Consider the following 25,803-nt stretch of genomic DNA (forward strand, 5'->3'; position numbering starts at 1 on the left):
AAGGAGCCACCGATGAAACGACGCACTCTTCTCCTCGCCGCCCCGCTCGGCCTGCTGGCCCCCGGCGCCTTCGCCGCCGCGCCGATGGTCGAGGTCTGGAAAGACCCCAACTGCGGCTGCTGCCACGACTGGGTGAAGCACCTCGACGCCAACGGCTTTGCCACCCGCGTGCGCGACGAAGGCAACAACGCCGCGCGCGCCCGCGCCGGCATCCCGCAGAAACTCGGCTCGTGCCATACCGCCTTCGTCGAAGGCTTCGCCATCGAAGGCCACGTGCCTGCCCGCGAGATCAAGCGCCTGCTGGCCGAGCGCCCCAAGGGCGCCATCGGCCTGGCCGTGCCCGGCATGCCCGTCGGCTCGCCCGGCATGGACGGCGCCGTCTACGGCGAGCGCCGCGACCCCTACGACGTGCTGCTGGTGCTGGCCGGCGGCCAGACACGTGTGTTCCAGAGCTATCGCTGAGACGGATCTGCTTTCAAGAAAGCACGGAATCCGTTCGCACCGAGCTTGGCCTGTGCTGAGCTTGTCGAAGGGTCGAAGTGCCGTCACGGGCTTCGACAAGCTCAGCCTGAACGGTCCTTGTTGACGGCGCGCGGTCCGACATGAAACTTTCCAACCTCTCTTCCAGGAGAACCGAACGATGAAGAAAACCCTTGCCACTCTCGCCCTCTCGCTGCTTTCCGCATCGGCCTTCGCGCAGCAGGGCGCCGGCCTGCCCAAGGTCGATGCCGAGGTCCGCAAGGTCGATGCCGCGCAGAACCGCATCACCCTGCGCCACGGCGACATCCCCAACATCGACATGGGCGCGATGACCATGGTCTTCCGCGTCAAGGACCCGGCCCTGCTCAAGGACGTGAAGGCCGGCGACAAGGTGCGCATCACCGCCGACAACGTGGACGGCGCCCTGACCCTGCTGTCGCTGGAACCCGCGAAGTGACGCGGCGGCCGCGCGCCGCCGACGGGACAATGCGCGCATGACCACCGAAGAACTGATCGCCCTGGCCCGGCGGCACGGCAGCGCGGGCGCATGCGAGGCGTGCGCCGTGCTCGCCTGCCCCGGCTGGGAGGCCTTCCCCGGCAGCTTCCCCGAATCCGGCCTGCGCCGCGTCGGCAGCCTGCGCGCCGAGGGCGAGGCGGCCTGGGAGGAGCCGACGCTGGAGGAATACCACCCCGAGGGCACCGGCTACTGGTCGCCGCGCGCACCCATCGCGCCGGCCTTCCATCCGTACAACCGCTGCGACGTGTGGGTCTGCGCGCAGTGCGGCCGGCCCTTCCTGCGCTACACCGAGTACGGCGGCTACTACGAGGAGCGCCGCATCCGCGAGGTGGATGCCGCGCTGGTCACGGACGCGAAATCCCACGGCTGAGCCAGCGAAGCCGCGCATCCATGCCCGCCGAACTCCACGTCAACGCCTTCAACAGCTTCACGCTCGCGATCCTGCTGCTCTTCGTCGGCAAGGAGCTGACGCAGCGCATCGAGGCACTACGCCGCTACAGCATCCCCGAGGCGGTGGCCGGCGGGCTGGTGTGCGTCGCGGTGGTGGCGGCGCTGTACGCCGCCACCGGGCTGCGCACGCACTTCGAGCTGGGCGCGCGCGACATGCTGCTGCTGTATTTCTTCGCCGCCATCGGCCTGGGCTCCGACGTGCGCACCCTGGCGCGCGGCGGGCCGGCGCTGGCCATGCTGCTGGCGCTGGCCGTGGGCTTCATCGTGCTGCAGAACCTGCTGGGCATGGGCATGGCGGGCCTGTTCGGGCTGGACCGGCGCGCCGGCCTGATGACCGGCTCCATCTCGCTGACCGGCGGCGTGGGCACCACGCTGGCCTGGGCGCCGCACTTCGTGCGCGACCTGGGCATCGCCGAGGCCGAGACGCTCGGCCTGGCGAGCAACATGATCGGCCTGATCGCCGCCTGCTGCATCGGCGGCCCCATCGCCGCCTGGCTGATGCGCCGCCACCACCTGGTGCCCGCCGCCGCCACGTCGGAACTGGAGATCGGCCAGCCCTACGACCGGCAGACCCACGTGCGCATCGACTACCACGGCGTGCTGCTGGCGGTGCTGTGGCTCAACGTGGCGCTGCTGCTCGGGCGCGGCATCGGCACGCTGATCGAACTGACCGGCCTGCGCCTGCCGGACTTCGTCGGCTGCCTCCTCGCCGGCATCGTGCTGCGCAACGTGTGCAGCCTGCTGCCGCAGAAGGACGGCCGTTTGTGGAACTGGTCCAGCATGCAGCCCGGCGTGGCGCTGATCTCCGACGTGTGCCTGGGCGTCTTCCTCACCATGGCGCTGATGGGCCTGCAGCCGTGGACCCTGGCGCAGGCCGCCGCCTTCGTCGGCACCACCCTGGCCCTGCAGATCGCGCTGGCCATCGCCTTCACGCTGTGGGTGGTCTACCCCTGCATGGGCCGCAACTACGAGTCGGCCGTCATGTGCGCCGGTTTCGGCGGCATCGCCCTCGGCTCCACCGCCACCGCCATCGCCAACATGAGCGCCGTCACCCGCGAGCACGGCGCGGCGCCGCGCGCCTTCATCGTCGTGCCGCTGGTGTGCGGGTTCTTCATCGATCTGGTGAATGCGGTGGTGATCGGGGTGATGGGGCGGTGAGTAGGCGTGGAAAGATTCTCGAAAGGCGGAATGTGCAACGACACGCGCGGCGCCTACTCGGCCTAAACTTCTGCAATCGGCCAGAAGTGGACATCAGCCGAGATGCTGGGAGGTGTGTTTGATGCGTGCTTTGCGGAAAGTGCTGTGGGTCTGCTTGTTCACAACGTGCGGGCTGGCGAGCGCTCAGATCGAATGGCCCGTTCTTCATTCGATGCGATCGGTGTCGTTCACTGAGGCCCTGGTGCTTCAATGCAACGAAGCCCTTCCCAGTGAAGCGGGCGAACTGCTCTCGGCATTCAGAAAGTGGAAGATTCTCAACGAGGGACAAGCTTCTGCCCTGCGAGTATTCAACTTAGAGAGGATGCACAGAGAGATGCCAAATACGAGTATTGGCGAACTGGAGGTTGAACTCGATAGTCTCCAAGCCACCGCGCTCGCTATGGCAGCCAAAGACGTGTCGATGTGCCGCAACCTGAAGCAATGGCTGAATAGTACGGACAGCGAGCCACGGCGTCAGGTGCTCGACATCATGCAACCTCCCAGCCTGATGTCGGCACCTCGATGAACAATGTCCTAGGGGCTTGACCACACCAGCCCCGCCGCATCCCTCGCCGCCACCCACTCCTCGTTCGTCGGCTCCACCGCCACGTCGACCCGGCTTTCCGACGTGCCGATGCGCGCCGCATGGGCCCGGTTGGCCGCCTCGTCCACCTCCACGCCCAGCCACGCCAGCGCCGTGCACACGCGCGCCCGGATGGCCGGCTGGTGCTCGCCGACGCCGGCCGTGAACACCAACCGGTCCAGCCCGCCCAGCACCGCAGCCAGCGCGCCGATCTCGCGCACGATGCGGCGCACGTAGAGTTCCAGCGCCGCGCGGCAGCGCTCGCCCGCCTCGCTGTCCTCGTCTTCCCGCGCCAGCAGCACGCGCACGTCGCTCGACAGCCCCGAGATGCCCAGCAGGCCGGACTCGTGGTACAGCGCTCGGCCCACCTGCGCCAGGCTCAGCTTCTCGATCTCCATCAGGTACAGCACGGCGCCGGGGTCCAGCGCGCCGGTGCGGGTGCCCATCATCAGGCCGTCCAGGGCCGAGAAGCCCATCGTCGTTGCCACGCTCTCCAGGCCCTGCATCGCGCACAGGCTGGCGCCGCTGCCCAGGTGGGCGACGACGGTGCGGGCGCGCCCGGCCTCCTCGCGGCCGTGGCGCTCGGCCAGCGCGGCGGCGATGTACTCGTAGGACAGGCCGTGGAAGCCGTAGCGCCGCAGGCCGCGCTGCCACGCGTCCCATGACAGGGGCAGCATCTGCTCCACCCGCGGCAGCGTGTGATGGAAGCCGGTGTCGAAGCAGGCGACCTGCGGCAGATCGGGCCGCTCGGCCAGCAGGATCTCGATGGCCTCCAGCGCGAAGGGCTGGTGCAGCGGCGCGAGCGGGACGTAGCTTCGCAGGTCGGCCAGCACCTGCGCATCGACGCGCACCGGCGCGAAGTACTTGCTGCCGCCATGCACCACGCGGTGCGCCACGGCGGCCAGCGGGCGGCCGGCCAGCCAGCGCAGCGTGTGTTCGCGTATCAGTTGCAGCGCGGCGCGGTAGGGATGCGCCGGGTCCAGCGGCACGGGCACCACCGGCACGTCGCGTGCGCCGAAGTCGGGGTCCGGGCCGCCGATGCCCTGCACCTTGCCGTTCCACGCCGGACGGCGCGCGGGCTCGCCGGCGCCGGCCTCGAAGAGCGCGAACTTGATGCTGGACGAGCCGCAGTTGAGGACGAGGATGAAGGGAGGGTCGTTGGTTGCCATGAGGCTGATCCACAAGAACCGTTCGGGCTGAGTTCGGCCTGTCCCGAGCCTGTCGAAGGATCGAAGCCCTGTGCGGCGCTTCGACAGGCTCAGCGTGAACGGGTGTTGAGTGCTGTTGCCATACCTTCACGGCGGCGTCGTGCGCCAGCGGTGCGCCAGCAGCACGGCGATGGCGCAGGATGCCATGCGCGTGTCGCGCGCGTCGGCGCGGCTGGTCAGCACGATGGGCACCTTCGCACCGAGCACGATGCCGGCGGTGGCGGCGTCGCCCATGTACTCGAGCTGCTTGGCGAGCATGTTGCCGCTTTCCAGGTCGGGCACGACCAGCACGTCGGCCTGCCCCGCCACCGGCGAGGCGATGCCCTTGACGCGCGCGGCGGCGGCCGAGACGGCGTTGTCGAAGGCCAGCGGGCCGTCGAGCACGCCGCCGGCGATCTGGCCGCGGTCGGCCATCTTGCACAGCGCCGCGGCGTCGAGCGTGGCGGCCATGCGCGGGTTGACCGTCTCCACCGCCGCCAGGATGGCGACGCGCGGCTCGGCCACGCCGATGGCGTGCGCCAGGTCGATGGCGTTGCGGATGATGTCGGCCTTCTCGTCCAGCGTCGGCGCGATGTTGATCGCGGCGTCGGTGAGGATGAAGGGACGCGGATAGGCCGGCGTCTGCATCAGGAAGCAGTGCGACAGGCGCCGCTTGGTGCGCAGGCCGGCGCGGGCGTCGAGCACGGCGCTCATCAGTTCGTCGGTGTGCAGGCTGCCCTTCATCAGCGCCTCGACCGCGCCCTGGCCGGCCAGTTCGGCGGCGCGGGCGGCGGCGGCGTGGCTGTGGGGCACGTCCTCGATGGCGATGCCCGCCAGGTCGACGCCGGCGGCGAGCGCGGCGGCCTCCACCTTGGCGCGCGGGCCGACCAGCACCGGCTCGATCAGGCCGGCGGCGCGCGCGTCCATGGCGCCGCCCAGGCTCAGCGCATCGCAGGGATGCACCACCGCGACGCGGATGGCGCCCAGCGGCTTCACGTGCGCCAGCAGGCGCGGCAGGCCGTCGCCGGCGGCGTTGATGCGCACCTCGGGCAGCGTGGCGGCGGCGCGCTCGATCTTCTCGGTAGGCGCGAGCACGCTGGCCTCGCCCTCGATCACCGCCTCGCCGGCCTGGTTGGTGCAGGCGCAGGCCAGGGTCAGGCGCTTCTTCGCCTCGTCGCGCGCGGCCACGGTGACGGTGATGGTGAGCGTGTCGCCCACGCGCACCGGGCGCAGGAACTTCAGCGTCTGCCCCAGGTACACGGTGCCCGGCCCGGGCAGCCGCGTGCCCAGCACGGCGGAGATCAGCGCCCCGCCCCACATGCCGTGCGCGATCACGCCATGGAAGCGGGTGGAGGCGGCGAACTCCGCGTCGAGGTGCTGCGGGTTCACGTCGCCCGAGAGCACGGCGAAGAGCTGGATGTCCTGCGCGGTGAGCGTGCGCTGGAGGCTCGCGCTGTCGCCGACGGCGATCTCGTCGAAGGTGCGGTTGCGGATCAGGCCGAGGCCGGCGGTGGTGTCGTTCATGTCAACCCAGGATGTGATAGCCCGCATCCACGTACAGCGTGCTGCCGGTGATGTTGCGCGCCGCGTCGCTGGCCAGGAAGGCGGCGAGCGCGCCGACGTCGTCGATGTCCACCAGCCGCCGCAGCGGCGCGCGGCGGCGCGCGTCGTCCAGCAGCGCATCGAAGTTGGGGATGCCCGAGGCGGCGCGCGTCGCCAACGGGCCGGGCGAGACGGCATTGACGCGGATGCCTTTGGGCCCCAGCTCGGCCGCCAGATAGCGCGTGCCGGCTTCCAGCGCGGCCTTCACCGGGCCCATCACGCCGTAGTCGGGGATGACTTCCTCGGCGCCGACGTAGCTCATGGTCATCAGGCTGCCGCCGTCCTTCATCAGCGGCTCGGCCAGGCGCGCCATGCGCGCGAAGGAGTGGCACGAGATGTCCATCGCCCGCGCGAAGCCCTCGCGCGAGGTGTCGACCACGCGGCCGTGCAGGTCGCCCTTCGGCGCGAAGGCGATGGAGTGCAGCACGAAGTCGAGCTTTCCCCATTGCTGCGCGATCGCGTCGAACAGCGCTTCCATCTGCGCCGGCTGCTCCACGTCCAGCGGCAGCGCGACGGCGGCCCGCACCTGCTGCGCCAAGGGTTCCACGTAGGGGCGCGCCTTGTCGTTGAACCAGGTCACGGCCAGTTCGGCGCCGGCATCGTGGAAGGCCCTGGCGCAGCCCCAGGCGATGCTGTGCTCGTTGGCGATGCCGACCACCAGTCCCCTGCGGCCCTGCAGCGAAAGGCGGCCCACCTAGCGTTCCTTCACGTACTGGCCCGGCGCATCGGCCAGCGCCTCGCCCATGCGCGGCGGCTTCACCCGCGCGCCGGAATGCGCGGCCAGCCACTGCTGCCACGCCGGCCACCACGAGCCGGCATGCTCCGGCGCCTGCGCCAGCCACTCGTCGGGCGCGAGGCCGTGTTCGCCGGCCGGGCGCGTCAGCAGGCGATGGCTGCGCCGCGAGTCGGGCACGGGCGGGTTGACGATGCCGGCGTTGTGCCCGCCGGTGGTCAGGGCGAAGGTGATCTCGGCCGGGCTGAGGAAGTGCAGCTTGTGCACCGAGCGCCAGGGCGCCACGTGGTCGGTGAGCGTGCCCACCATGAAGGTCGGCAGGCGCAGGCTGCCCAGCGAGACGGGCCGGCCGTCGACCGGGAAGCGGCCCTCGCTCAGGTCGTCGTCGAGGAACAGGCGGCGCAGGTATTCGGAATGCATGCGCGCCGGCATGCGGGTGGCGTCGGCGTTCCAGGCCATCAGGTCGTTCATCGGCGCGCGCACGCCCAGCAGGTATTCGTTGACCATGCGCGACCACAGCAGGTCGTAGCTGCGCAGCATGCTGAAGGCCCCGGCCATCTGCTGCGCAGTGAGGTAGCCGGTCTGCTGCATCTGCGCTTCCAGCAGGCTGAGCTGGCTCTCGTCGATGAACAGGCCCAGCTCGCCGGGCTCGGAGAAGTCGGTCTGCGCGGCGAAGTAGGTGGTGGTCGCCAGCCGCTCGTCGCCGTCGCGTGCCATCGCCGCGGCGCCGATGGCCAGCAGCGTGCCGCCCAGGCAGTAGCCCGTGGCATGCACCTTGCGCTTCGGGCAGATGGCGTTGACCGCGTCGAGCGCGGCGCGCAGGCCGAGGTCGAGGTAGTCCTGCATCCCCAGGTCGCGCTCGGCCTCGTGCGGGTTCTTCCACGAGATGCAGAACACCGTGTGGCCCTGCTCGACCAGGTACTTCACCAGCGAGTTGTGCGGCGAGAGGTCGAGGATGTAGTACTTCATGATCCAGGCCGGCACGATCAGCACCGGCTCGGCGTGCACGGTGGGCGTGGCCGGCGCGTACTGGATCAGCTCGATCAGCCGGTTGCGCAGCACGACCCTGCCCGGCGTGACGGCCACCTCGTGCCCGACGCGGAAGCGCTCGGTGCCGGCCGGCGGCGCGCCGTCGGCCTGGCGCTGCAGGTCTTCCGCCCAGTGGCCGAAGCCGCGCATCAGGTTGGCGCCGCCCTCGCGCAGCGTGCGCTCGATCACCACCGGGTTGGCCCAGGGCAGGTTGCCGGGCGAGAGCATGTCCAGCCACTGCCGCGCGCCGAAGGCCACCAGGTCCTCGTGGTGGCGCTCCACGCCGGGCACGCCGCGGGTGGCGGCCTCCCACCAGCGCTGCGCGGCCAGGAAGGATTCGCGCCACAGGCTGAACGGCCACTGCTGCCATTCGGGCGCGGCGAAGCGGCGGTCGGAGGCAACGTCGGCGGGCTCGGCATCGAACAGGCTGCGGCGCGCGAAGGCCGCCAGGTCCTGCATCTGCTGCAGGCCCTGCTGCGCCAGCAGGGCGCGCTTGCCGGGCGCCGACATGAGGTGGGTGCTCCAGTCCAGCGCGGCCAGCATGCCGGCCGCCGGCGAGAGCGCGCCGGTCGCGCGGGCCAGCGCGGCGCGGGCCAGGGTGTCGAGGTCCGAAGCGGGAGAGGCGTTGGAGGACGTGGTGCGGTGCATGCGGCAGGAAGGCGGAGGTCGGCGGGCGTGCAGTGCGGAGCGGGAGCGGCCGCGCGGCGCGGTCGACCGCAGGGTAGCGGCAACCGGCCGGCCGCCGCTACCCTTCGCCTGCGTCGGACGCCGGGTATTGGGCTTCGATTGATCCATGTCAATCAGAGCCGCGAATCCCGCCCATTGCCCGCACGCGGCACTGCCGTATTGCCCCCATCGCGGCGCCGGCTGTGGTTCCATCGGCGCATGACGATGCCCGCCGCTTCTCTTGCCGCCGGATCCGCAGACACCGCCCCCTCTTCCGACACTCCCGCCGCCGCGCACGCCTGGCATGCGCTGGCGGCCGACGCCGCGCTCCAGCGCCTGGGCGCCTCGGGCGACGGGCTGCACGCCGACGAGGCGCGCCGGCGCCTGGCGCACCACGGCCCCAACGAACTGCCCACCGCGGCGCGCGTCTCGCCGCTGCGCCGCTTCCTGTCGCAGTTCCAGAACGCGCTGATCCTGTTCCTGCTGGCCGCCGCGGTGCTGGCGGGCGCGCTCGGCCACCTGGTGGACGCGGCGGTGATCGTCGGCGTCGTGCTGGTCAACGCCGTCGTCGGCTTCGTGCAGGAAGGCAAGGCCGAGGAGGCGATGGACGCGCTGCGCGCCATGCTGGCCCCGCATGCCCGCGTGCTGCGCGACGGCCACCGCGCCCAGGTGCCGGTGGCCGAGCTGGTGCCGGGCGACGTGGTGCTGCTGGAGGCCGGCGACCGCGTGCCGGCCGACCTGCGCCTGCTGCGCGCCCGCGGTCTGCTGGTGGACGAGGCGGTGCTCACCGGCGAGTCCGTCGCCAGCGTGAAGCACGAGGGCCCCGTCGCCGCCGACGCGGCGCTGGGCGACCGCGCATCGATGGCCTATTCCGGCACGCTGGTGGCGGCCGGGCAGGCGCAGGGCGTGGTGGTGGCCACCGGCCGCCACACCGAGATCGGCCACATCAGCAGCCTGCTGGGCTCGGTGCAGTCGCTGGTCACGCCGCTGCTGCGGCAGATCGATGCCTTCGGCCGGCGCTTCACGCTGTTCTGCATCGCGGGCGCGGCGCTGCTGTTCGCCTTCGCGGTCGGCGTGCAGGGCGCGGCGTGGCTCGACGCGCTGATGGTGGTGGTCGCCATCGCGGTGAGCCTGGTGCCCGAGGGCCTGCCGGCCGTCATCACCATCACGCTGGCCATCGGCGTGCGGCGCATGGCGGCGCGGCGCGCCATCGTGCGCCGGCTGCCGGCGGTGGAGACGCTGGGCGCCACCACCGTCATCTGCTCCGACAAGACGGGCACGCTCACGCGCAACGAGATGACGGCCAGCCGCGTGGTGGCCGACGGCGTGACGATCGCCGTCAGCGGCTCGGGCTACGCGCCGGTGGGCGCGCTCGAACTGCCGCCCGGCTGCGGCGCCCTGCCCGCCCACGCGCGCCGGCTGATCGAATGCGGCCTGCTGTGCAACGACGCGCAGCTCGCGCAGCAGGGCGGCGAATGGAAGGTCGACGGCGACCCGATGGAAGGCGCCCTGGTGGCGCTGGCGGTGAAGGCCGGCCTGGACGCCGCCGCGCTGCGCGCCGGCCACCCGCGCAGCGACGAGATCCCCTTCGACGCGCAGCACCGCTTCATGGCCACGCTGCATGCGCGCGCCGATGGCAGCGCCGAGCTGCTGGTCAAGGGCGCGCCCGAACGCGTGCTGGCGATGAGCACCGGCCAGCTCGACGCGCACGGCCAGGTCCGGCCGCTGCAGCCCGCGCAGTGGGAGGCCGCCATCGCCGAGGCCGCCGCCGCCGGCGAGCGCGTGCTCGGCTTCGCCGCCCGCCGGCTGCCTGCCCTGCCCGACGGCGCCGACGCGCTGGACTTCGGCGACGTGCGCGAACTGGTGTTCCTCGGCGTCATCGGCTTCATCGACCCGCCGCGCGCCGAGGCCACCGCCGCCGTGGCCGACTGCCGCAGCGCCGGCATCGCCGTGAAGATGATCACCGGCGACCATGCCGCCACCGCCGCCGCCATCGCCGCGCAGCTCGGCCTGGCCGAGCGGCCGGTGGTCGCCACCGGCGCCGACGTGGACGCCGCCAGCGACGAGGAACTGCGCGGCCTGGCGCGACGCGCCAGCGTCTTCGCCCGCACCAACCCCGAGCACAAGCTGCGCGTGGTGCGCGCCCTGCAGGCCGAGGGCCAGGTGGTGGCGATGACGGGCGACGGCGTGAACGACGCGCCCTCGCTCAAGCAGGCCGACGTGGGCGTGGCGATGGGCCACAAGGGCACCGACGCCGCCAAGGAGGCGGCGCAGATCGTGCTGGCCGACGACAACTTCGCCAGCATCGTCGCCGCCGTGAGCGAGGGCCGCACCGTCTACGACAACATCCGCAAGGTGATCGCCTGGACGCTGCCGAGCAACGGCGGCGAGGTGCTGGCCATCGTCGCCGCCATGCTGCTGGGCCTGACGCTGCCCATGACCACGCCGCAGATCCTGTGGATCAACATGATCCTGACCATCTCGCTGGGCCTGGTGCTGGCCTTCGAGCCGCCCGAGCCGGGCGTGATGCAGCGCCCGCCGCGCCGGCCCGAGGCGCCGCTGCTCTCGCCCTTCATGCTGTGGCGGGTGGCGGTGGTGTCGCTGCTGTTCATGGCCGGCAGCTTCGGCATCTTCTTCTGGGCCATGCACCGCGGCCACTCGGTGGAGCTGGCGCGCACCATGGTCGTCAACACGCTGTGCGTGCTGGAGATCTTCTACCTCTTCAACGTACGCTACCTGCACATGCGCTCCTTCACCTGGCGCGGCGCCAGGGGCACGCCGGCGGTGCTGGCGGCGGTGGCGCTGGTGGTGGCGGCGCAGCTCGCCTTCACCTACGCGCCATGGATGCAGCGCCTGTTCGACTCGCGCGCCGTGCCGCTGGTGGACGGCGCGGCGATCCTCGCCATCGGCCTGGCCTGCATGGTGCTGCTGGAGATCGAGAAGGCGCTGCTGCGCCGCTGGGGCGTGTTCGAGGAACTGGCCGCGCCCCGCCCTTCGTCCTCGTCGTCCACCCGGGAGTCCTTCACATGAACGCATCAGCCTCCTCCTCCCCGCCGCCGGCCCTGCTGCTGGCCACCGACCTCGGCCCGCGCTGCGACCGCGCGCTCGACCGCTGCGTGCAGCTCGCGCGGCAGTGGAACGCGCCGGCCGTCGCGCTGACCGTGGTGGACCCGTCGCAGCAGCCGCCGCTGCGCCCCTTCGACCGCCAGCCGCAGCCCTCGCCGCTGTCGGTGGCCGAGCGGCGGCTGCGCTGCGACCTGGCCGGCTCGCCGGTGGCGATGCGCGTGCGCGTCGAGCAGGGCGACGTGGCGGACAAGGTGATCGCCGCCGCGCAGGCCGAGGGCAGCGGCCTCGTGGTCACCGGCGTGGCGCGGCACGAGGCGCTCAGCCGCATCGTGCTGGGTTCCACCGTGGACGCGCTGGCGCGCCGCCTGCCGGTGCCGCTGCTGGTGGTGCGCTGCCGCGTGCGCGGCCCCTACCTGCAGGTGCGCGTGGCGACCGACTTCTCCGACGCCGCGCGACATGCGCTGGAGCAGGCGGCGCGCCTGTTCCCGCAGGCGCGCTTCACCGTCTTCCACGCCTTCGGCAACCCCTACCCGGTGCTGGCCGGCATGGACGCCGGCGAGGCCCGGCGCGCCGGCCACGACGCCGCCCAGCGCGAGATGCTGGCCTGGCTGGCCGAGGCCGACCTGCCGCAGGACACGCGCGAGCGCATCGAACTGGCGCTGGCGTACGGCGACGCCGCGCACCTGCTGTCGCAGCACGGCGAGCGCTGCCCGGAGGAGCTGATCGTGATGGGCACCCGCGGCCGCGGCGCCCTGGCCACGCTGCTCTTGGGCAGCACCGCGCAGCGCGCGCTGGAGATGGCCGAGGGGGACATGCTGGTCATCCCGCCTGCTCGAGACGCGTGAGGCGGGTGGTCAGGCCGTCGGGCGCTGCTCGAAGGCGGGAGGCAGTTCCCCATCATCCGCCGCTTCGCCCACCTCGACACGCGTGACCTGCGCGGCCGGCGGCCCCTGCCGCGCCCAGCCGGCCAGCGCCTGCACGGCCGCCGCATCGCCGGCAGCCACCGCCTCGACCGTGCCGTCGCGCCGGTTGCGCACCCAGCCACGCAGGCCCAGCGCCTCGGCCTGCTGCACCATGGCCCAGCGATAGCCCACGCCCTGCACGCGGCCGTGGATGACGAGATGCTGGCGGAGGTCCGGCATGGAAGGCTCCTGTTCGTTGCACGTCAGCCGCGCCCGAAGCGCCGAGGATCGAAGGGCGCCAGCTCGGGCCAGGCGCGGCGCTCGGCCAGCAGCCGCGCCACCCACCGTCCGGTGCGCGCCGAGCCGCCCAGGCCCACGTGGCCATGGCCGAAGGCGAGCACCACGTCGTCGCTGCCGCGCGCCAGGCCGATGCAGGGCAGCCCGTCGGGCAGGCTGGGGCGGTGGCCCAGCCACGTCGTCACCTGCGCGGGCGGGACATCGAGCGCCGGGAACATCGAGGCCAGGTGCCGGCGCAGGATCTCGGCGCGCCGCCAGTCGGGCGCCGCCGCCAGGCCGGCGATTTCCACTTGGCCGGCGGCGCGCAGGCCGTCGCGCATCGCGTGCACGATCAGCTTGCCGTCGGCGGCCATCATCGGCGTGCGCGGGCCGGGCGCCGTCACGCCCGGCAGCACGACGTGGTAGCCGCGCTCCGATTCGAGCGGCACCGGCGTGCCCGCCTGCGCCGCCAAGTCCCCCGAACGCGCGCCGGCGCTGATGACGGCAGCGTCGGCCGGCAGCTCGCCCGCATCCGTCAGCACGGCGCGCAGACGGCCGCCCTCGATGCGCAGGCCGGTCGCGCGGGCTGCGCGGCGCCGTGCGCCCATGCGCTCGGCATGGCGCGCCAGCGCGGCCACGTAGGCGCCCGGCTGGCGGCAGTGGCCGGCCTCGGGCACGAAGATGCCGAGCGTGTAGCGCGCGTCGAGGTCGGGTTCATGCGCCCGCAGTTCGGGCTCGGCCCATTCCTCCCACTGCACGCCGCAGCGGGCCCGCACGCGCCAGGCCAGCGCATCGCCCTCGAATTCGGCGCGCGAGCGGTACACGTGCAGCAGGCCGCGCTGCTCGACCAGCTCGGGCACGCCGGCCTCCCGCGCCAGCTCGCTGTGCAGCGCAGGCGCGTCCGCGAGCAGGGTGCGCAGCGCCTCGGCGATGCGCTGCACGCGCGCCTCGGTCCAGCCCGAGGCGAGGTAGCGCAGCAGCCACGGCAGCGCGCGCGGCAGGTGGCCCCAGCGCACCGCCAGCGGGCCGAGCGGATCGGCCAGCCAGCCGGGCACCTTGCGCCAGGCGCCGGGCAGCGCCGGCGGCACCACCGAATGCGAGGAGAACCAGCCGGCGTTGCCGAAGCTGCTCGCCTGTTCGCCGCCCGGCTCGCCGGGCTCCAGCAGCGTGACCTGCAGCCCGCGCCGCAGCGCCTCGATGGCGCTGGCGCAGCCCACCGCGCCGGCGCCGATCACCACCACGTGGCGCTGTCCGCCGCCCGATGCCGTCGTGCTCATGCAGGGATGGTAGGCACGGCCGCGCCGGGCTTCATCGGCGGTGCCTGAAAGTCCACAGCAGCACGATGAGCGCAGCCACCGTGAGCGCCAGGCCGAGCAGCCCGAAGACGGGAATGCCGCCCCACGTCGGCCCCCAGCCCAGCACCCGCGGCGCCAGGCCGAGCACGAAGGCGGCGGCCACGATGGCGATGGCCAGCCGGGTGGCCGCACGCTCCAGTGCATCGGCGATGCGGTCGAAGTGCCGCACCTCCACCTCGGCATGCACCCGGCCTTGCTTGAGGTGATGCAGCACGAGCCGCAGCACCTGCGGCAGGTCGTCGGCCATGTCGTAGAGCTGCGCGGCCGCGGCCCTGCCGCGCGCGCCGACGGCACCCGCCGAATAGCGCGCAGCCATGGCGCTGCGCACCATCGGCGCCACGGTGGCGACGAGATCGAGCGCCGGGTCGAGCCGCCTGAGCATGCCGTCGGCCGTCGCCAGCGCCTTGAACAGCAGCGCCAGGTCGGCCGGCAGGTACAGGCTCGCGCCGCGCACGATGGCCATGAAGTCGTCGATCGCCTGCACCAGGTCGTGCACGCCGCCGCCGTGCCGGGCGACGAAGCGCTCGGCGCCGGCCGCGAGCGCGGCGACGTCCGGCGCGCCGCCCTCGGAAAGATCGAGCATCACGCCGACCAGCGCATCCGCGTCGCCGCCGACGATGGCGGCCAGCAGCGACAGCAGCTGCTCGCGCCGCCGCGGCGACAGGCGACCGACCATGCCGAAGTCGATGAAGGCCACGCGATCGCCCGGCAGCGCGAAGAGGTTGCCCGGATGCGGATCGGCATGGAAGACGCCGCCGTCCAGCACCATCTGCAGGAAGGCCTGCGCACCGCGCCGGGCCACGCGCGGGCCGTCCAGCCCCTGCGCCGCGAGCTGCGCGGAATCGCCTGGCGTCACGCCCTCGACGAAATCCATCGCCAGCACGCGCTCGGTCGTGTAGGCCCAATGGATGCGGGGGATGCACACGTCCCCGCGCCCGGCCAGCTCGGCGGCCACGGCCTCGGTGTTGCGCGCCTCCTGCGTCAGGTCCATCTCCTCGCGCAGCGCCGCGTGCAGTTCGGCCAGCACCTCGCGCGGGCGGTAGCGCGTGAGCGCCGGCCAGTGCTCCGCCGCCAGCGCGACGAGCTGGCCCAGCAGCCGCAGGTCGGCATCGATGCGGCGGCGCAGGCCGGGCCGGCGCACCTTCAGCGCGATGGCGCGGCCGTCCGGCAGCTGTGCGCGGTACACCTGGGCCATCGACGCGGCCGCGATCGGCTCGTGCGCGAAGCCGGGGAAGATGCCGTCCACCGGCCCGCCCAGGTCCGCCTCCAGGCGCGGGCCGATCTCCTCCCAGGGGACAGGCGCGGCGGCGGCATGCAGGCGCTCCAGCTCGCGCGTCCACTCCGGCGGCAGCAGGTCGGCACGGGTGGCCAGCATCTGGCCCAGCTTGACGAAGGTCGGCCCCAGTTGCTCCAGCGCCATGCGCAGGCGCTGCGCGGTACTCGCCTCGCGCACCTCCGCGCTGAGGGCATCGTCGCCGCCGCCGGCCGGCAGCCAGCCGGCCAGGCGCAGGCGCCGGGCCACGTCGCCCAGCCCGTGCCGCAGCAGCACGCCGACGATTTCCTGCAGGCGCTGGCGATCGCGCACGGCGACCATGGCGGTCTGGAGCATGGGGATTCCGGAGGAAGGCAGAGGTAACGAACGGACAAGGATAGCGGCGCAGGCCGGGCCTATCATGCCGGCCGATGCCCCGATCGCCACTCGCTCCCCTGCCCTTCGAGGGCGCCATCACCGACGTCGCCGGCCTGGAGGTCGGCCATTTCACCGACACCCGCCGGCCCACCGGCTGCACTGTCGTCATCGCCCGCGAGGGCGCGGTGGCCGGCGTGGACGTGCGCGGCGCCGCGCCCGGCACGCGCGAGACCGACCTGCTCGCGCCCGGCAACCTGGTGCAGCAGGTGCATGCCATCGTGCTGGCCGGCGGCAGCGCCTGGGGCCTGGCCGCGGCCGACGGCGCCGTGCGCTGGCTGGAGGAGCACGGCGTGGGCCTGGACGTGCGCTTCGGCACGCTGCCCATCGTGCCCGCCGCCGTGCTGTTCGATCTGCCGCTCTCCCATTCAGGCGATGCGCGCATCCGCCCCGACGCCGCGGCCGGCCACGCCGCCTGCGCCGCCGCCGGCACGCAGGCGCCGGCCGAAGGCAACGTGGGCGCCGGCGCCGGCGCGCTGGTGGGCAAGCTCTTCGGCGCGCAGCACGCGATGAAGGGCGGCATCGGCACCGCCTCGGTGAAGGTCGGCGGCCTCACGGTCGGCGCGCTGATCGCCGTCAATGCGCTGGGCGACGTGATCGACCCCGACACCGGCGCCGTGCTGGCCGGCGCGCGCACCGACGACGGCCGCGCCCTGCGCGACACGCGCCGCAGCCTGCTGCGCGGCGAACTGCCGCGGCCGCTGCTGGCGGGCACCAACACCACCATCGGCGTGGTCGCCACCGACGCTCGGATCACCAAGGTGCAGGCCAACCGCCTGGCCAGCGTGGCGCACGACGGCCTGGCGCGCGCCATCAACCCGGTGCACACCATGAGCGACGGCGACACGCTGTTCGCGCTGGCCACCGGCCGCGTGCCGCTGGCCGACGACGGTCCGGGCATGACGGTGCTGTCCGTCATGGCGGCCGAGGCGGTCGCCCGCGCCACCGTGCGCGCGGTGCGCGCGGCGCAGGGCGTGCGCGTGGGCGGGATGCACTTCCCCGCCATGGCGGACCTGGACGCGCGGGGCTGAGCATGCGCGTGCCCCGCTTCGTCAAGCTCGCGGTGCTGGCGGTGCGCGACCTGATCGCGTCGGCCGGGCCGGTGGTCTTCATCGTCATCGGCGTGCTGATCGCCGCCTACGTCTACCTGGAGCCGCAGCCGCCGAAGACGGTGCGGCTGGCCACCGGCCCGGCCGGCAGCGCGTACGCCGAATTCGGCCGGCGCTACGCCACTGCCCTGCGCGCCAACGGCATCACGGTGGTCGAGCAGGCCACCAGCGGCTCGCTGGACAACCTGCGCCTGCTGCGCGAGGGGCAGGCCGACGTGGGCTTCGTGCGCGGCGGCGCGGCCGACCCGGTGGCCGACGAGGAGGCGGGGCTGACCTCGCTGGGCGCCCTGTTCTACGAGCCGCTGTGGATCTTCTACCGGCAGGAGGCGCTGCCCGAGCCGACGCCCGCGCGGTCCGCACGGCCGGCGCGGCGCAGCGCGCCCGCCATCACCTCGCTGGCGCAGTTGAAGGACCTGCGGGTGAACGTGGGCACCCCCGGCAGCGGCGTGCCGGAGGTGTTCGAACGGATGCTGCGCGCCAACCGGCTCGACCCGCCGCAGATGCGGCTGTCGCAGCTCGAGCAGGCACCCGCCACCGAGGCGCTGGAAGCCGGCCTGCTCGACGTGGTGGTGCTCGCCTCGGCGCCGCAGTCGCCGCTGGTGCAGCGGCTGCTGCGCACGCCGGGCGTCGCGCTGGCCGACCTGGGCCAGGCCGAGGCGTACACGCGCATCTTCCCCTTCTTCTCGGCGGTGGACCTGCCGCGCGGCGTGGTCGACCTGGCGGCCGACGTGCCGCCGCACGACGTGGCCATGCTGGCCGCCACCACTTCGCTGCTCACGCGCGAGGACACGCACCCCGCCCTGCGCCAGCTCTTCGCGCAGGCGGCGCAGGGCATCCACAGCGGCGCCGGCTGGTTCAACGGCGCGCGCGACTTCCCCAACACCCGCACCAGCGAGCTGCCCGTCAGCCCCGAGGGCGACCGCGCCATCAACGGCACGCCGCCCTTCTGGCAGCGCTTCCTGCCCTTCTGGGCCAGCAACCTGGTCGAGCGCATGTGGCTGGTGCTCGGCGGCCTGGTCGTGCTGCTGCTGCCGCTGTCGCGCATCGTGCCGCCGCTGTACACCTTCCGCGTGCGGCGGCGCGTGTTCCGCTGGTACGCGCGGCTGCGCGAGATCGAGGCCAAGGTGGACGCCGGCACCGGCGAGCGCAACGAGCTGCTGGACGAACTGGACGAGCTGGACCGCGTCGCCAACAAGGTGACGGTGCCGCTCTCGTACGCGCAGGAGCTCTACATGCTGCGCAACAACATCCACGCGGTGCGCAAGCGGCTGCTGGCGAAGCGCCCGGCAGCGGCGGGCACGGGACCCGCACCATCGCCGTCACCGTGAACGGGTGCCGGGCGCACCGGCAAGCACCACGCCCAGCAGCGCGCCCACGGCGATCTGCACGCCGACGGCGGGCCAGCCCACGGCCGACAGCAGCAGGCCGGCGAGCGCGGGCGCCAGCACCTGCCCCAGGTAGTTGCCCTGCATCAGCAGGCCCAGGCTCATCGGCGCGAGTTCCGGCGCGGGCGCCGCGCCCGGCGCGCTGGCCAGCAGGACGGCCGGCAGCACCCCGGCCAGCGCGGAGAACAGCGTGCACAGCGGAATCACCGCCGGCGCCGGCATGGCGGGCAGGAAGACGGCCAGGCCCAGCGCGCCCGTGAGGGTGCAGGCCGCGGCCATCAGCCGCCCGGCAGGCACGCCGCGCTGCAGCAGCGCGCCCGCCGCCACGTTGCCGAGGATGTTGGCCACCACGACGAAGGCGCTCGCTAACCCGGCCTGCCCTTCCGACAGGCCGGCGCGCTGCCCCAGGAAGGCCGGCAGGAAGGCCATCAGCGCGAAGAACTGCAGGTTGTAGGCGGCGAAGGCCAGCGCCAGCCGCAGCGGCGGCCAGCAGCGCAGCACGGCGCGCGCGCCCTGCCACGCATCCGGCCGCGCGTCCGCCGCCACGGGCGGTGCGGGCAGCCGCCATGCAAGCCACAGCGCCATCAGCAGCGCGAGCGCCGCGTCGAGCCGCCACAGCATGCGCCAGCCGCCGAGCATCGGCCCCAGCAGCATCGACAGCGCGATGCCGATGCCCATGAAGGTGCTCCAGAAGCCGAAGACCACGCTTCGGCGCGCCGGCGGCGTCAGACGGTTCAGCGCCGCCGGCGCCGCGACCATCACCAGCACGAAGCCCAGGCCCTCCACCACCCGGCTCGCCAGGAGCCAGCCATAGGCGGGCGCCGCACCGCCCGCCAGGCTGGCCAGCCCGAGGATGCACAGGCCCGCGACCAGCACGCGCCGGTCGCCGCAGCGCATCGCCAGCAGGCCCGCCGCCATGCTGCCCAGCAGGCCGACGACGGCGAAGACCGACAGCATGCCGCCCAGGTCCGCCGGGCCCAGGCCGAAGTCGCGCGCCACGCCGTTCATGGCGATCGGCGCCTTGCCCACGTGCAGCGCCGACACCACGCCCGCCAGGATCACCAGCACGACGACGGCGCGGTCGAAGCGGGCTTCGGCCTGCGGGACGGCGCGCAGGGTGGACGCTCGCGTGTTCATCGCGTCTGCGCGCTGGCGAGCGCGTTCGCCCGGGCCGGGCCGGCGCCATCACGGCCCGGCGCATTCGGCCATCCGCCGGCCAGCGCCTGGTGCAGCGCCACGGCCGCCTGCGCGGCGCGCGTGCGGCTGTCGGCCCACGCATCCTGTGCGGCCAACTGCGCGCGCTGGGCGTCCAGCACCTCCAGCAGGCCGATGCTGCCGGCGTCCAGCCGCACGCGCGCCAGCCGCAGCGCGGCCTCGCTGTCCAGCGCCGCGCGCGCCAGGAAGGCGTCCTCCTCGCGCGTGCGGTCGTAGCGCGCCAGCGCGTTCTCCGCGGACTCCAGCGCCGCCAGCACCGCGCGCTGGTAATCGGCCAGCGCCGCGGCGGCATCGGCCTGGCTGGCCTCGATGCGCGCGCGCACCCGGCCCACGTCGAGGAAGGACCAGTCGATGCCCAGCACGGCGCTGTTCGACTCGCTGGCGCTGCGCCACAGGCCGCTGCCGCCGCCGGCGACGCTGCCCAGCACGGCCCCGAGCGTGACGCGGGGGAAGAGATCGGCGCTGGCCACGCCCACGCGCGCGGTGGCGGCGTGCAGACGCGCCTCGGCCGCGCGCACGTCGGGACGCCGGCGCAGCAGCGCGGCGGGCGTGCCCGCGTCCGGGCGCGGCGGCAGCGCGAACAGCGGGCCGGGCGCATCCAGTTCGTCGATCAGCGCGCCCGGCGGCAGGCCGGTCAGCACCGCCAGGCGGTGCTGGGCGACAGCGATCTGCGCGGCCAGCGCCGGCACGCGCGAGGACGTACCTTCGAGCAGCATGCGCGCCCGGGCTTCGTCGAAGGCGGTGCCGCGCCCGCCCGCCAGCCGCGCCTGCACCAGCCGCAGCGTCTCCTGCTGGGCCTGCGCGTTCTCGCGCGCCACGCGCAGGCGCGCCTGCAGGCCGCGCAACTGCGCGTAGGTACCCGCCACCTCGCCGACGATCGCCATGCGCAGGGCCTGCGCATCGGCGCCGGCCGCCTCGGCATCGGCGCGGCTGGCCTCGATGTGCCGGCGCACCCGGCCGGCCAGGTCGATCTCCCAGCCGGCCTGGATCGCCACGCCGACGCTCCCGACGGAGCGCGGCCGGCCCTGGGCCTCGGCCTCGGACAGCCGGGCATGCCGCGCACTGCCCTGCGCGGTGACGGTAGGCAGCCGGTCGAAGCCGGCCTCGCGGCCCATGGCCAGCGCACGCTCGTAGCGTGCCAGCGCCAGCCGCAGGTCCTGGTTGGCGTCCAGCGCGCGGGCCACCAGGGCATCGAGCCGGTCGTCGCGGAAGGCGCGCCAGAACGCGGCGTCGGCGGGCGCGTCGTTCGCGGACGGCAGCGCGTCCCGCGCGAAACGATCCGGCAGCGCGGCGGGCGGCGGCGGCGTCCGGTGGTCCGGGCCGACCGCGCAACCGGCCAGCGCGGCGGCGGCCGCCATCGCGCACAGGCGGCGGCACAGGCTTGCAACGGCTTCACGCATGCGTCGCCTCCTCTCCCGCCGCACCGGCGCCGGGCGCGGCCAGCCGCGTGCCCGCGAGCCGGCGCAGCGCCACGTAGAACACGGGCGTGAGGAACAGGCCGAACACCGTGACGCCGAGCATGCCGCCGACCACGGTCACGCCCGTCGCCAGCCGGATCTCGCTGCCGGCGCCGGCGCCCAGCAGCAGCGGCACCGCGCCGGCGATGAAGGCCACCGAGGTCATGACGATGGGCCGCAGGCGCAGGCGGCAGGCCTGCAGCGCGGCCTGCACGGTGTCCATGCCGCGCATCTCCATCTCGCGCGCGAACTCGATGATCAGGATCGCGTTCTTGCAGGCCAGCCCCATCAGCACCACCAGGCCCACCTGCACGAAGACGTTGTTGTCGCCGCCGCTGAGCCACACGCCCAGCAGGCCCGCGCACATGCACACGGGCACGATCAGCACCACCGCCAGCGGCAGGGTCCAGCTCTCGTACAGCGCGGCCAGCACCAGGAAGGCCAGGATCACCGCCACCGGGAACACGGCCAGCGCCGCGCGGCTCTGCGTGACCTGCTGGTAGCTCAGGTCGGTCCATTCGAGCGCGATGCCGCGCGGCAGCACCCGCCCGGCGATCTCCTGCAGCCGGGCGATCACCTGGCCGGAGGACAGCACGCGGGGGTCGGCGTCGCCGATCACGTCGGCGGCCGGGTAGCCGTTGTAGCGCACCACCGGGTCCGGCCCGAAGGTGGGCACGACGGTGGCCAGCGCGCCCAGCGGCACCATCTCGCCCGCCGCATTGCGCACCTGCAGCCGGCCGATGTCGGCCACCTGCTGGCGGTGCGCGCTGTCGGCCTGCACCATCACGCGGTAGACGCGGCCGAACAGGTTGAAGTCGTTCGCGTACACCGAGCCCAGGTTGGCCTGCAGCGCCTCGAACACGTCGGTCAGCGCCACGCCCTGGGCCTTGGCCTTCGCCCGGTCGAGCCGGACCTCCAGTTGCGGGATGTTGGACTGGTAGGCGCTGACTGGATAGCCCATGCCCGGCGTCTTCGCCACCTCGGCCTGGAAGGCAGCCAGCGCGTTCTGCAGCGCGCCGAAGCCCAGCCCCGCGCGGTCCTGCAGGTACAGCGAGTAGCCCGAGCCGTTGCCCAGGCCCTCGATGGGCGGCGGCATCAGCGCGTAGGCGAAGCCGCCCTGCACGGCGGCGAAGCGCTCGCCCAGCTCCGCGGCGATCTGCTGCGCGCTGCGCGTGCGCTCGCCGAAGGGCTTGAGGCCGATGTACGAGTTGGTGACGTTGGGCGTGTTCACCTGCTGCAGCGCATTGAGCCCGGCGAAGGCCGTCACGCTTTCGACGCCCTCCACCTGGTGCGCGATGTCGTTGAGCTGGCGCGTCACGGCCTCGGTGCGGGCGAGCGAGGCGCCCTCCGGCAGCTTGGCGCCGGCGAAGAGGTACAGCTTGTCCTGCGTGGGGATGAAGCCCTCGGGCACCGCCCGGAACAACACGGCCGTGGCGGCCAGCAGCAGCGCGTAGACCAGGAACACCAGCCCGCGCCGGCCCAGCGTGCGCGACACGGTGCCTTCGTAGCGGTGCGCGCCGCGCAGGAAGAAGCGGTTGAAGGCGCCGAACAGGCGGCCGAAGCAGCGGTCGATGCCGCGCGTGAGCGCGTCCTTCGGCGCGCCGTGCGGGCGCAGCAGCCGCGCCGCCAGCGCGGGCGACAGGGTCAGCGAGTTGACCGCCGAGATCACCGTGGAGATGGCGATGGTGACCGCGAACTGCTTGTAGAACTGCCCCGTGACCCCGCTCAGGAAGGCCATGGGCACGAACACGGCGCACAGCACCAGGGCGATGGCGACGATGGGCCCCGAGACCTCGCGCATGGCCCGGTGCGCCGCCTCGCGCGGCGAGAAGCCCTGCTCGATGTAGCGCTCCACGTTCTCGACCACCACGATCGCGTCGTCCACCACGATGCCGATGGCCAGCACCAGGCCGAACAGCGTCAGGGTGTTGATCGAGTAGCCCAGCAGGTACAGCCCCGCGAAGGTGCCGACGATGGACACCGGCACGGCCACCAGCGGAATGACCGAGGCGCGCCAGGTCTGCAGGAACAGCACCACCACCAGCACCACGAGCACCACCGCCTCCAGCAGCGTCTTCTGCACCGCCTGGATGGAGGCGCGCACGAACACGGTCGGGTCCCACACGGCGCGGTAGGCCATGCCCTCCGGGAAGGCCTGCGACAGCGCCTCCAGCCGGGCATACACCGCCTCGGCCACGGCGAGCGCGTTGGCGCCGGGCGACAGGAAGATGCCGATGGTGGCCTGCGGCATGCCGTCGTACAGCGCGCGCAGCGAGTAGTCGCCCGAGCCGAGCTCGACGCGCGCCACGTCGGCCAGCCGCACCAGCTGGCCCGCCTCGCCGTGCTTGACCACGATGTCGCCGAACTCCGCCTCGCTGTGCAGGCGGCCCTGCACGTTGATGGACAGCAGCATCGGGTTGTCGCGCGGCGCGGGCTCCGCGCCCAATTGGCCGGCGGACACCTGCACGTTCTGCTCGCGCACCGCCCGCACCACGTCGGCCGCGGTGAGGCCGCGCGCGGCCAGCCGGCCCGGGTCGAGCCAGACGCGCATGGCGTACTCGCCCGCGCCGTAGACGCCCACGTCGCCCACGCCGTCCAGGCGCGACAGCTCGTCCTTGACGCGCAGGCTGAGGTGGTTGCGCAGGTACAGCGCGTCGTAGCGCTGGTCCGGCGAATAGAAGCTCACGTACATCAGCGGCGTGGGCGACTGCTTCTGCGTGGTGATGCCGTACTGGCGCACCTCCGCCGGCAGGCGCGCCTGAGCCTGGCTCACCCGGTTCTGCACGCGCACCGCGGCGGTGTCCGGGTCGATGCCGGGCTTGAAGGTGACGGTGAGCGCGAGGCTGCCGTCCGAGCCGGCCACCGACTTCATGTACATGATGCCCTCCACCCCGTTGACCGCCTCCTCCAGCGGGATGGCGACCGACTCGGCGATCTCCTTGGGGTTGGCGCCCGGGTAGGTGGTGCGCACCACCACACTGGGCGGCACGACCTCGGGGTATTCGCCCGAAGGCAGCGCGGGGATGACGATCAGCCCCAGCGCGAAGATGACGACGGACAGCACGACCGCGAAGATCGGCCGGTCGATGAAGAACTTGGAGAGGTCCACGGCGCCTCCTTCAGCGTGCCGGGGCCCGGACCACGCGCGCGTCTTCTTTTTCCTGCGGCGACCGCTCCCGCGCCTGCACCGGCATGCCGGGATAGAAGATCTTCTGCATGCCGTCGACCACCACGCGCTCGCGCCCGTCCAGGCCGGACTGCACCACGCGCAGGGCGCCCACCCTGCGGCCCAGCGTCACGTCCTTGCGCACGGCCTTCCCGTCGTCGCCCACGACGTAGACGTACTTGCGGTCCTGGTCGGTCAGCACCGCCTGCTCGTCGACCAGCATCGCCTCGGCCTCACCGCCGCCTTCCAGCCGGACCCGGGCGAACAGGCCCGGCGTGAAGCGATGCGCCGGGTTGGCGAGCACGGCCCGCGCGCGGATGGTGCCGGTGGCCGGGTCCACGCGGTTGTCCATGAAGTCCAGCCGGCCGGTGTGCGGGAAGCCGGCCTCGTCCGCCAGCCCCACCTGCACGGCGCGCTCGCCCCGGCGCGCCGCGCAGAGGTAGCGCAGGTAGCTTTGCTCGTCGGCATCGAAGTGCACCTGCACCGGGTCCTGCGACACCACGGTCGCGAGCAGGCTCTGGTCGGCCTGCGCGAGGTTGCCCGCCGTCAGCAGCGCCCGCCCGGCGCGGCCCGCGATAGGCGAGCGCACCTCGGTGAACTCCAGCGCCAGCCGTGCCTGCGCCACCGCCGCCTCCGCGGCGCGCACGTCCGCCCGGCTCTGCGCCAGGCCGGCGCTGCGCGTGTCGTGCTCTTCCTGCGAGATGGCCTGGCCGGCGGCCAGCGTCTGTGCGCGCTGCGCCTGCAGCTGCGCCAGCGAGGCAGCGGCGCGCGCGCGTTCCAGCCCGGCCTGCGCGCTCGCCAGCGCCGCGCGGTACGGCCGCGGGTCGATCACGAACAGCAGGTCGCCGCGGCGCACCTCCTGCCCGTCCACGAAGGCGACCCGCTCGATCGCGCCGCTCACGCGGGGCCGCACCTCCACGCTGTGCACCGCCACGATCCGGCCGTTGAACTCGTCCCAGGGCCTGACGCTGCGCGCCAGCACCGGCGACACGGTGACCTCGGGCGGCGACGCGGCAGGTGCGGTGCCGGCGGCGGGCTGGCAGCCCGCCAGCAGCGCCGCGAGGGCCGCCGCGGCGGCCAGGGCTCCCGCGCCGCGCACGGCGGGACGGGGTCGATTGCGTTGAACCATAGGATTTCCTTCTTCAGGCCAGGAGGACGGCGCCCCGAAGGCCGCCGCGACGGCGCTCCCGGTCACCCCGGGTCGCCGTCGAAATCGCTATGATCAAAGTTCAAGTTAACTTGAAGTCAAGAGGTGGCCGCCATGTCCTCTTCCCAGCCGGACCCGCTGCTCACGATCGGACGCATCGCGCAGCGCAGCGGCATCGCCGCGTCTGCGCTTCGCTTCTACGAGTCGCGCGGCCTGATCACATCGGTGCGCGGCGAGTCGGGGCACCGCCGCTATCCGCGCTCGGTCCTGCGCCGCGTGGCCTTCATCGTGTTCGCGCAGAAGGTCGGCCTCACGCTGGACGAGGTGGCGGCCGAACTGGCCCACCTGCCCAAGGACCACGTGCCCACGGGCCGGGACTGGCAGCGCCTGTCCAGCCAGTGGAAGAAGCGGATCGAGGCGCGGATCGCCGAGCTGCAGGCCCTGAACATGGGGCTGCAGGAGTGCATCGGCTGCGGATGCCTGTCGATGAAGCGCTGCCTGCTCTCCAACGTGGGCGACCAGGCGGGCCTGCGCGGCGCGGGGCCGCGCCGCTGGCTCGGCGATCCGCCGCTGGACGGCGCCGAATGAAGGCGG

The 25,803-nt window shown here is 73.4% G+C and carries 21 protein-coding genes; 10 read left to right on the forward strand and 11 right to left on the reverse strand.

All coding sequences use genetic code 11. From position 1 onward, the window contains the following. Positions 1 to 12: 12 nt before the first annotated feature. From Q392_RS16065 to Q392_RS32855, 5 genes are all read left to right on the forward strand, one after another. The gene (locus Q392_RS16065; RefSeq protein ID WP_038209881.1) at positions 13 to 462 is read left to right on the forward strand and encodes a DUF411 domain-containing protein; all 450 of its coding nucleotides are present in this window, start codon (positions 13 to 15) and stop codon (positions 460 to 462) included. A 178-nt stretch (positions 463 to 640) separates the two neighbouring features. Next, the gene (locus Q392_RS16070; protein ID WP_038209883.1) at positions 641 to 937 is read left to right on the forward strand and encodes a copper-binding protein; all 297 of its coding nucleotides are present in this window, start codon (positions 641 to 643) and stop codon (positions 935 to 937) included. A gap of 37 nt (positions 938 to 974) precedes the next feature. Next, a complete protein-coding gene (locus Q392_RS16075; RefSeq protein ID WP_038209886.1) occupies positions 975 to 1,367 on the forward strand; it encodes a hypothetical protein in 393 nt (130 codons plus the stop codon). Between the two features lie 20 nt (positions 1,368 to 1,387). Further along, entirely contained in the window at positions 1,388 to 2,605 is a 1,218-nt protein-coding gene (gene gltS, locus Q392_RS16080; protein ID WP_038209888.1) for a sodium/glutamate symporter, read from the forward strand. A 220-nt stretch (positions 2,606 to 2,825) separates the two neighbouring features. After that, positions 2,826 to 3,170 carry a hypothetical protein gene (locus Q392_RS32855; RefSeq protein WP_169748311.1) on the forward strand — a complete coding sequence of 115 codons (345 nt, stop codon included), beginning with the start codon at positions 2,826 to 2,828 and terminating at the stop codon, positions 3,168 to 3,170. An 8-nt stretch (positions 3,171 to 3,178) separates the two neighbouring features. On the opposite strand, the gene Q392_RS16085 is transcribed toward Q392_RS32855, so the two are convergent. The 4 genes from Q392_RS16085 to Q392_RS16100 all read right to left on the reverse strand — a co-directional run bounded on the left by Q392_RS16085 (position 3,179) and on the right by Q392_RS16100 (position 8,426). Continuing rightward, positions 3,179 to 4,396 carry an acetate/propionate family kinase gene (locus tag Q392_RS16085; protein ID WP_038209890.1) on the reverse strand — a complete coding sequence of 406 codons (1,218 nt, stop codon included), beginning with the start codon at positions 4,394 to 4,396 and terminating at the stop codon, positions 3,179 to 3,181. A 126-nt stretch (positions 4,397 to 4,522) separates the two neighbouring features. Continuing rightward, the gene (locus Q392_RS16090) at positions 4,523 to 5,938 is read right to left on the reverse strand and encodes a bifunctional enoyl-CoA hydratase/phosphate acetyltransferase (RefSeq protein WP_038209892.1); all 1,416 of its coding nucleotides are present in this window, start codon (positions 5,936 to 5,938) and stop codon (positions 4,523 to 4,525) included. A 1-nt stretch (position 5,939) separates the two neighbouring features. Continuing rightward, a complete protein-coding gene (gene fabI / locus Q392_RS16095) occupies positions 5,940 to 6,710 on the reverse strand; it encodes an enoyl-ACP reductase FabI (RefSeq protein ID WP_038209895.1) in 771 nt (256 codons plus the stop codon). Further along, on the reverse strand, positions 6,711 to 8,426 hold the full coding sequence (locus Q392_RS16100) for a PHA/PHB synthase family protein (protein WP_038209897.1): 1,716 nt from the start codon (positions 8,424 to 8,426) through the stop codon (positions 6,711 to 6,713). It abuts the gene before it with no gap. A 243-nt stretch (positions 8,427 to 8,669) separates the two neighbouring features. Between Q392_RS16100 and Q392_RS16105 the strand changes: the two genes are divergently transcribed. Together Q392_RS16105 and Q392_RS16110 are read left to right on the forward strand one after the other, a co-directional pair. Beyond that, on the forward strand, positions 8,670 to 11,474 hold the full coding sequence (locus Q392_RS16105; RefSeq protein ID WP_051953577.1) for an HAD-IC family P-type ATPase: 2,805 nt from the start codon (positions 8,670 to 8,672) through the stop codon (positions 11,472 to 11,474). After that, complete coding sequence (locus tag Q392_RS16110) at positions 11,471 to 12,355, forward strand: universal stress protein (RefSeq protein WP_038209899.1); 885 nt, start codon at positions 11,471 to 11,473, stop codon at positions 12,353 to 12,355. Before Q392_RS16105 ends, Q392_RS16110 begins: the two co-directional genes overlap by 4 nt. 9 nt (positions 12,356 to 12,364) lie before the next feature. On the opposite strand, the gene Q392_RS16115 is transcribed toward Q392_RS16110, so the two are convergent. The 3 genes from Q392_RS16115 to Q392_RS16125 are packed head-to-tail and all read right to left on the reverse strand — an operon-like array spanning position 12,365 to position 15,652. Then, positions 12,365 to 12,652: an acylphosphatase gene (locus Q392_RS16115; RefSeq protein ID WP_038209901.1), complete on the reverse strand. Its 288-nt coding sequence runs from the start codon at positions 12,650 to 12,652 to the stop codon at positions 12,365 to 12,367. Between the two features lie 23 nt (positions 12,653 to 12,675). After that, positions 12,676 to 13,965 (reverse strand): NAD(P)/FAD-dependent oxidoreductase, encoded by a 1,290-nt coding sequence (locus Q392_RS16120; protein WP_038209903.1) that lies wholly within the window; start codon positions 13,963 to 13,965, stop codon positions 12,676 to 12,678. A gap of 31 nt (positions 13,966 to 13,996) precedes the next feature. Next, positions 13,997 to 15,652 carry an ABC1 kinase family protein gene (locus Q392_RS16125; RefSeq protein ID WP_038209904.1) on the reverse strand — a complete coding sequence of 552 codons (1,656 nt, stop codon included), beginning with the start codon at positions 15,650 to 15,652 and terminating at the stop codon, positions 13,997 to 13,999. A gap of 74 nt (positions 15,653 to 15,726) precedes the next feature. Between Q392_RS16125 and Q392_RS16130 the strand changes: the two genes are divergently transcribed. Then, on the forward strand, positions 15,727 to 16,761 hold the full coding sequence (locus tag Q392_RS16130) for a P1 family peptidase (protein WP_038209906.1): 1,035 nt from the start codon (positions 15,727 to 15,729) through the stop codon (positions 16,759 to 16,761). 2 nt (positions 16,762 to 16,763) lie between these two features. Next, positions 16,764 to 18,167, forward strand: coding sequence for a TAXI family TRAP transporter solute-binding subunit (locus Q392_RS16135; RefSeq protein ID WP_038209908.1), 1,404 nt, complete (start codon positions 16,764 to 16,766; stop codon positions 18,165 to 18,167). Here the strand turns inward: Q392_RS16135 and Q392_RS16140 are convergent. From Q392_RS16140 to Q392_RS16155, 4 genes are read right to left on the reverse strand one after another with little or no spacing between them, the layout of a single operon-like run. Then, positions 18,159 to 19,361: an MFS transporter gene (locus Q392_RS16140; RefSeq protein WP_051953566.1), complete on the reverse strand. Its 1,203-nt coding sequence runs from the start codon at positions 19,359 to 19,361 to the stop codon at positions 18,159 to 18,161. The genes Q392_RS16135 and Q392_RS16140 overlap by 9 nt on opposite strands. Further along, a complete protein-coding gene (locus tag Q392_RS16145) occupies positions 19,358 to 20,839 on the reverse strand; it encodes an efflux transporter outer membrane subunit (RefSeq protein ID WP_038209912.1) in 1,482 nt (493 codons plus the stop codon). Before Q392_RS16145 ends, Q392_RS16140 begins: the two co-directional genes overlap by 4 nt. Next, a complete protein-coding gene (locus Q392_RS16150) occupies positions 20,832 to 24,005 on the reverse strand; it encodes an efflux RND transporter permease subunit (RefSeq protein WP_051953569.1) in 3,174 nt (1,057 codons plus the stop codon). The genes Q392_RS16145 and Q392_RS16150 overlap by 8 nt, the downstream gene beginning before the upstream one ends. 10 nt (positions 24,006 to 24,015) lie before the next feature. Further along, a complete protein-coding gene (locus Q392_RS16155; RefSeq protein WP_038209914.1) occupies positions 24,016 to 25,191 on the reverse strand; it encodes an efflux RND transporter periplasmic adaptor subunit in 1,176 nt (391 codons plus the stop codon). Positions 25,192 to 25,323: 132 nt separating this feature from the next. Between Q392_RS16155 and soxR the strand changes: the two genes are divergently transcribed. Further along, on the forward strand, positions 25,324 to 25,797 hold the full coding sequence (gene soxR / locus Q392_RS16160) for a redox-sensitive transcriptional activator SoxR (protein ID WP_038210025.1): 474 nt from the start codon (positions 25,324 to 25,326) through the stop codon (positions 25,795 to 25,797). Positions 25,798 to 25,803: the final 6 nt, after the last annotated feature.

The sequence above is a fragment of the Xenophilus azovorans DSM 13620 genome, assembly GCF_000745855.1.
In the GTDB taxonomy this organism is placed as follows: domain Bacteria; phylum Pseudomonadota; class Gammaproteobacteria; order Burkholderiales; family Burkholderiaceae_C; genus Xenophilus; species Xenophilus azovorans.

Bases quoted from the DNA above. Each gene is read 5' to 3' on its own strand.
- Q392_RS16125 (WP_038209904.1), bottom strand. From the start codon at position 15,652: ATGCTCCAGACCGCCATGGTCGCCGTGCGCGATCGCCAGCGCCTGCAG.
- Q392_RS16115 (WP_038209901.1), bottom strand. From the start codon at position 12,652: ATGCCGGACCTCCGCCAGCATCTCGTCATCCACGGCCGCGTGCAGGGC.
- Q392_RS16085 (WP_038209890.1), bottom strand. From the start codon at position 4,396: ATGGCAACCAACGACCCTCCCTTCATCCTCGTCCTCAACTGCGGCTCG.
- Q392_RS16130 (WP_038209906.1), top strand. From the start codon at position 15,727: ATGCCCCGATCGCCACTCGCTCCCCTGCCCTTCGAGGGCGCCATCACC.
- Q392_RS16155 (WP_038209914.1), bottom strand. From the start codon at position 25,191: ATGGTTCAACGCAATCGACCCCGTCCCGCCGTGCGCGGCGCGGGAGCC.
- Q392_RS16135 (WP_038209908.1), top strand. From the start codon at position 16,764: ATGCGCGTGCCCCGCTTCGTCAAGCTCGCGGTGCTGGCGGTGCGCGAC.
- Q392_RS16140 (WP_051953566.1), bottom strand. From the start codon at position 19,361: ATGAACACGCGAGCGTCCACCCTGCGCGCCGTCCCGCAGGCCGAAGCC.
- Q392_RS16075 (WP_038209886.1), top strand. From the start codon at position 975: ATGACCACCGAAGAACTGATCGCCCTGGCCCGGCGGCACGGCAGCGCG.
- Q392_RS16145 (WP_038209912.1), bottom strand. From the start codon at position 20,839: ATGCGTGAAGCCGTTGCAAGCCTGTGCCGCCGCCTGTGCGCGATGGCG.
- Q392_RS16070 (WP_038209883.1), top strand. From the start codon at position 641: ATGAAGAAAACCCTTGCCACTCTCGCCCTCTCGCTGCTTTCCGCATCG.
- Q392_RS16120 (WP_038209903.1), bottom strand. From the start codon at position 13,965: ATGAGCACGACGGCATCGGGCGGCGGACAGCGCCACGTGGTGGTGATC.
- Q392_RS16090 (WP_038209892.1), bottom strand. From the start codon at position 5,938: ATGAACGACACCACCGCCGGCCTCGGCCTGATCCGCAACCGCACCTTC.
- Q392_RS16100 (WP_038209897.1), bottom strand. From the start codon at position 8,426: ATGCACCGCACCACGTCCTCCAACGCCTCTCCCGCTTCGGACCTCGAC.
- gltS (WP_038209888.1), top strand. From the start codon at position 1,388: ATGCCCGCCGAACTCCACGTCAACGCCTTCAACAGCTTCACGCTCGCG.
- Q392_RS16105 (WP_051953577.1), top strand. From the start codon at position 8,670: ATGCCCGCCGCTTCTCTTGCCGCCGGATCCGCAGACACCGCCCCCTCT.
- Q392_RS16065 (WP_038209881.1), top strand. From the start codon at position 13: ATGAAACGACGCACTCTTCTCCTCGCCGCCCCGCTCGGCCTGCTGGCC.
- soxR (WP_038210025.1), top strand. From the start codon at position 25,324: ATGTCCTCTTCCCAGCCGGACCCGCTGCTCACGATCGGACGCATCGCG.
- Q392_RS16110 (WP_038209899.1), top strand. From the start codon at position 11,471: ATGAACGCATCAGCCTCCTCCTCCCCGCCGCCGGCCCTGCTGCTGGCC.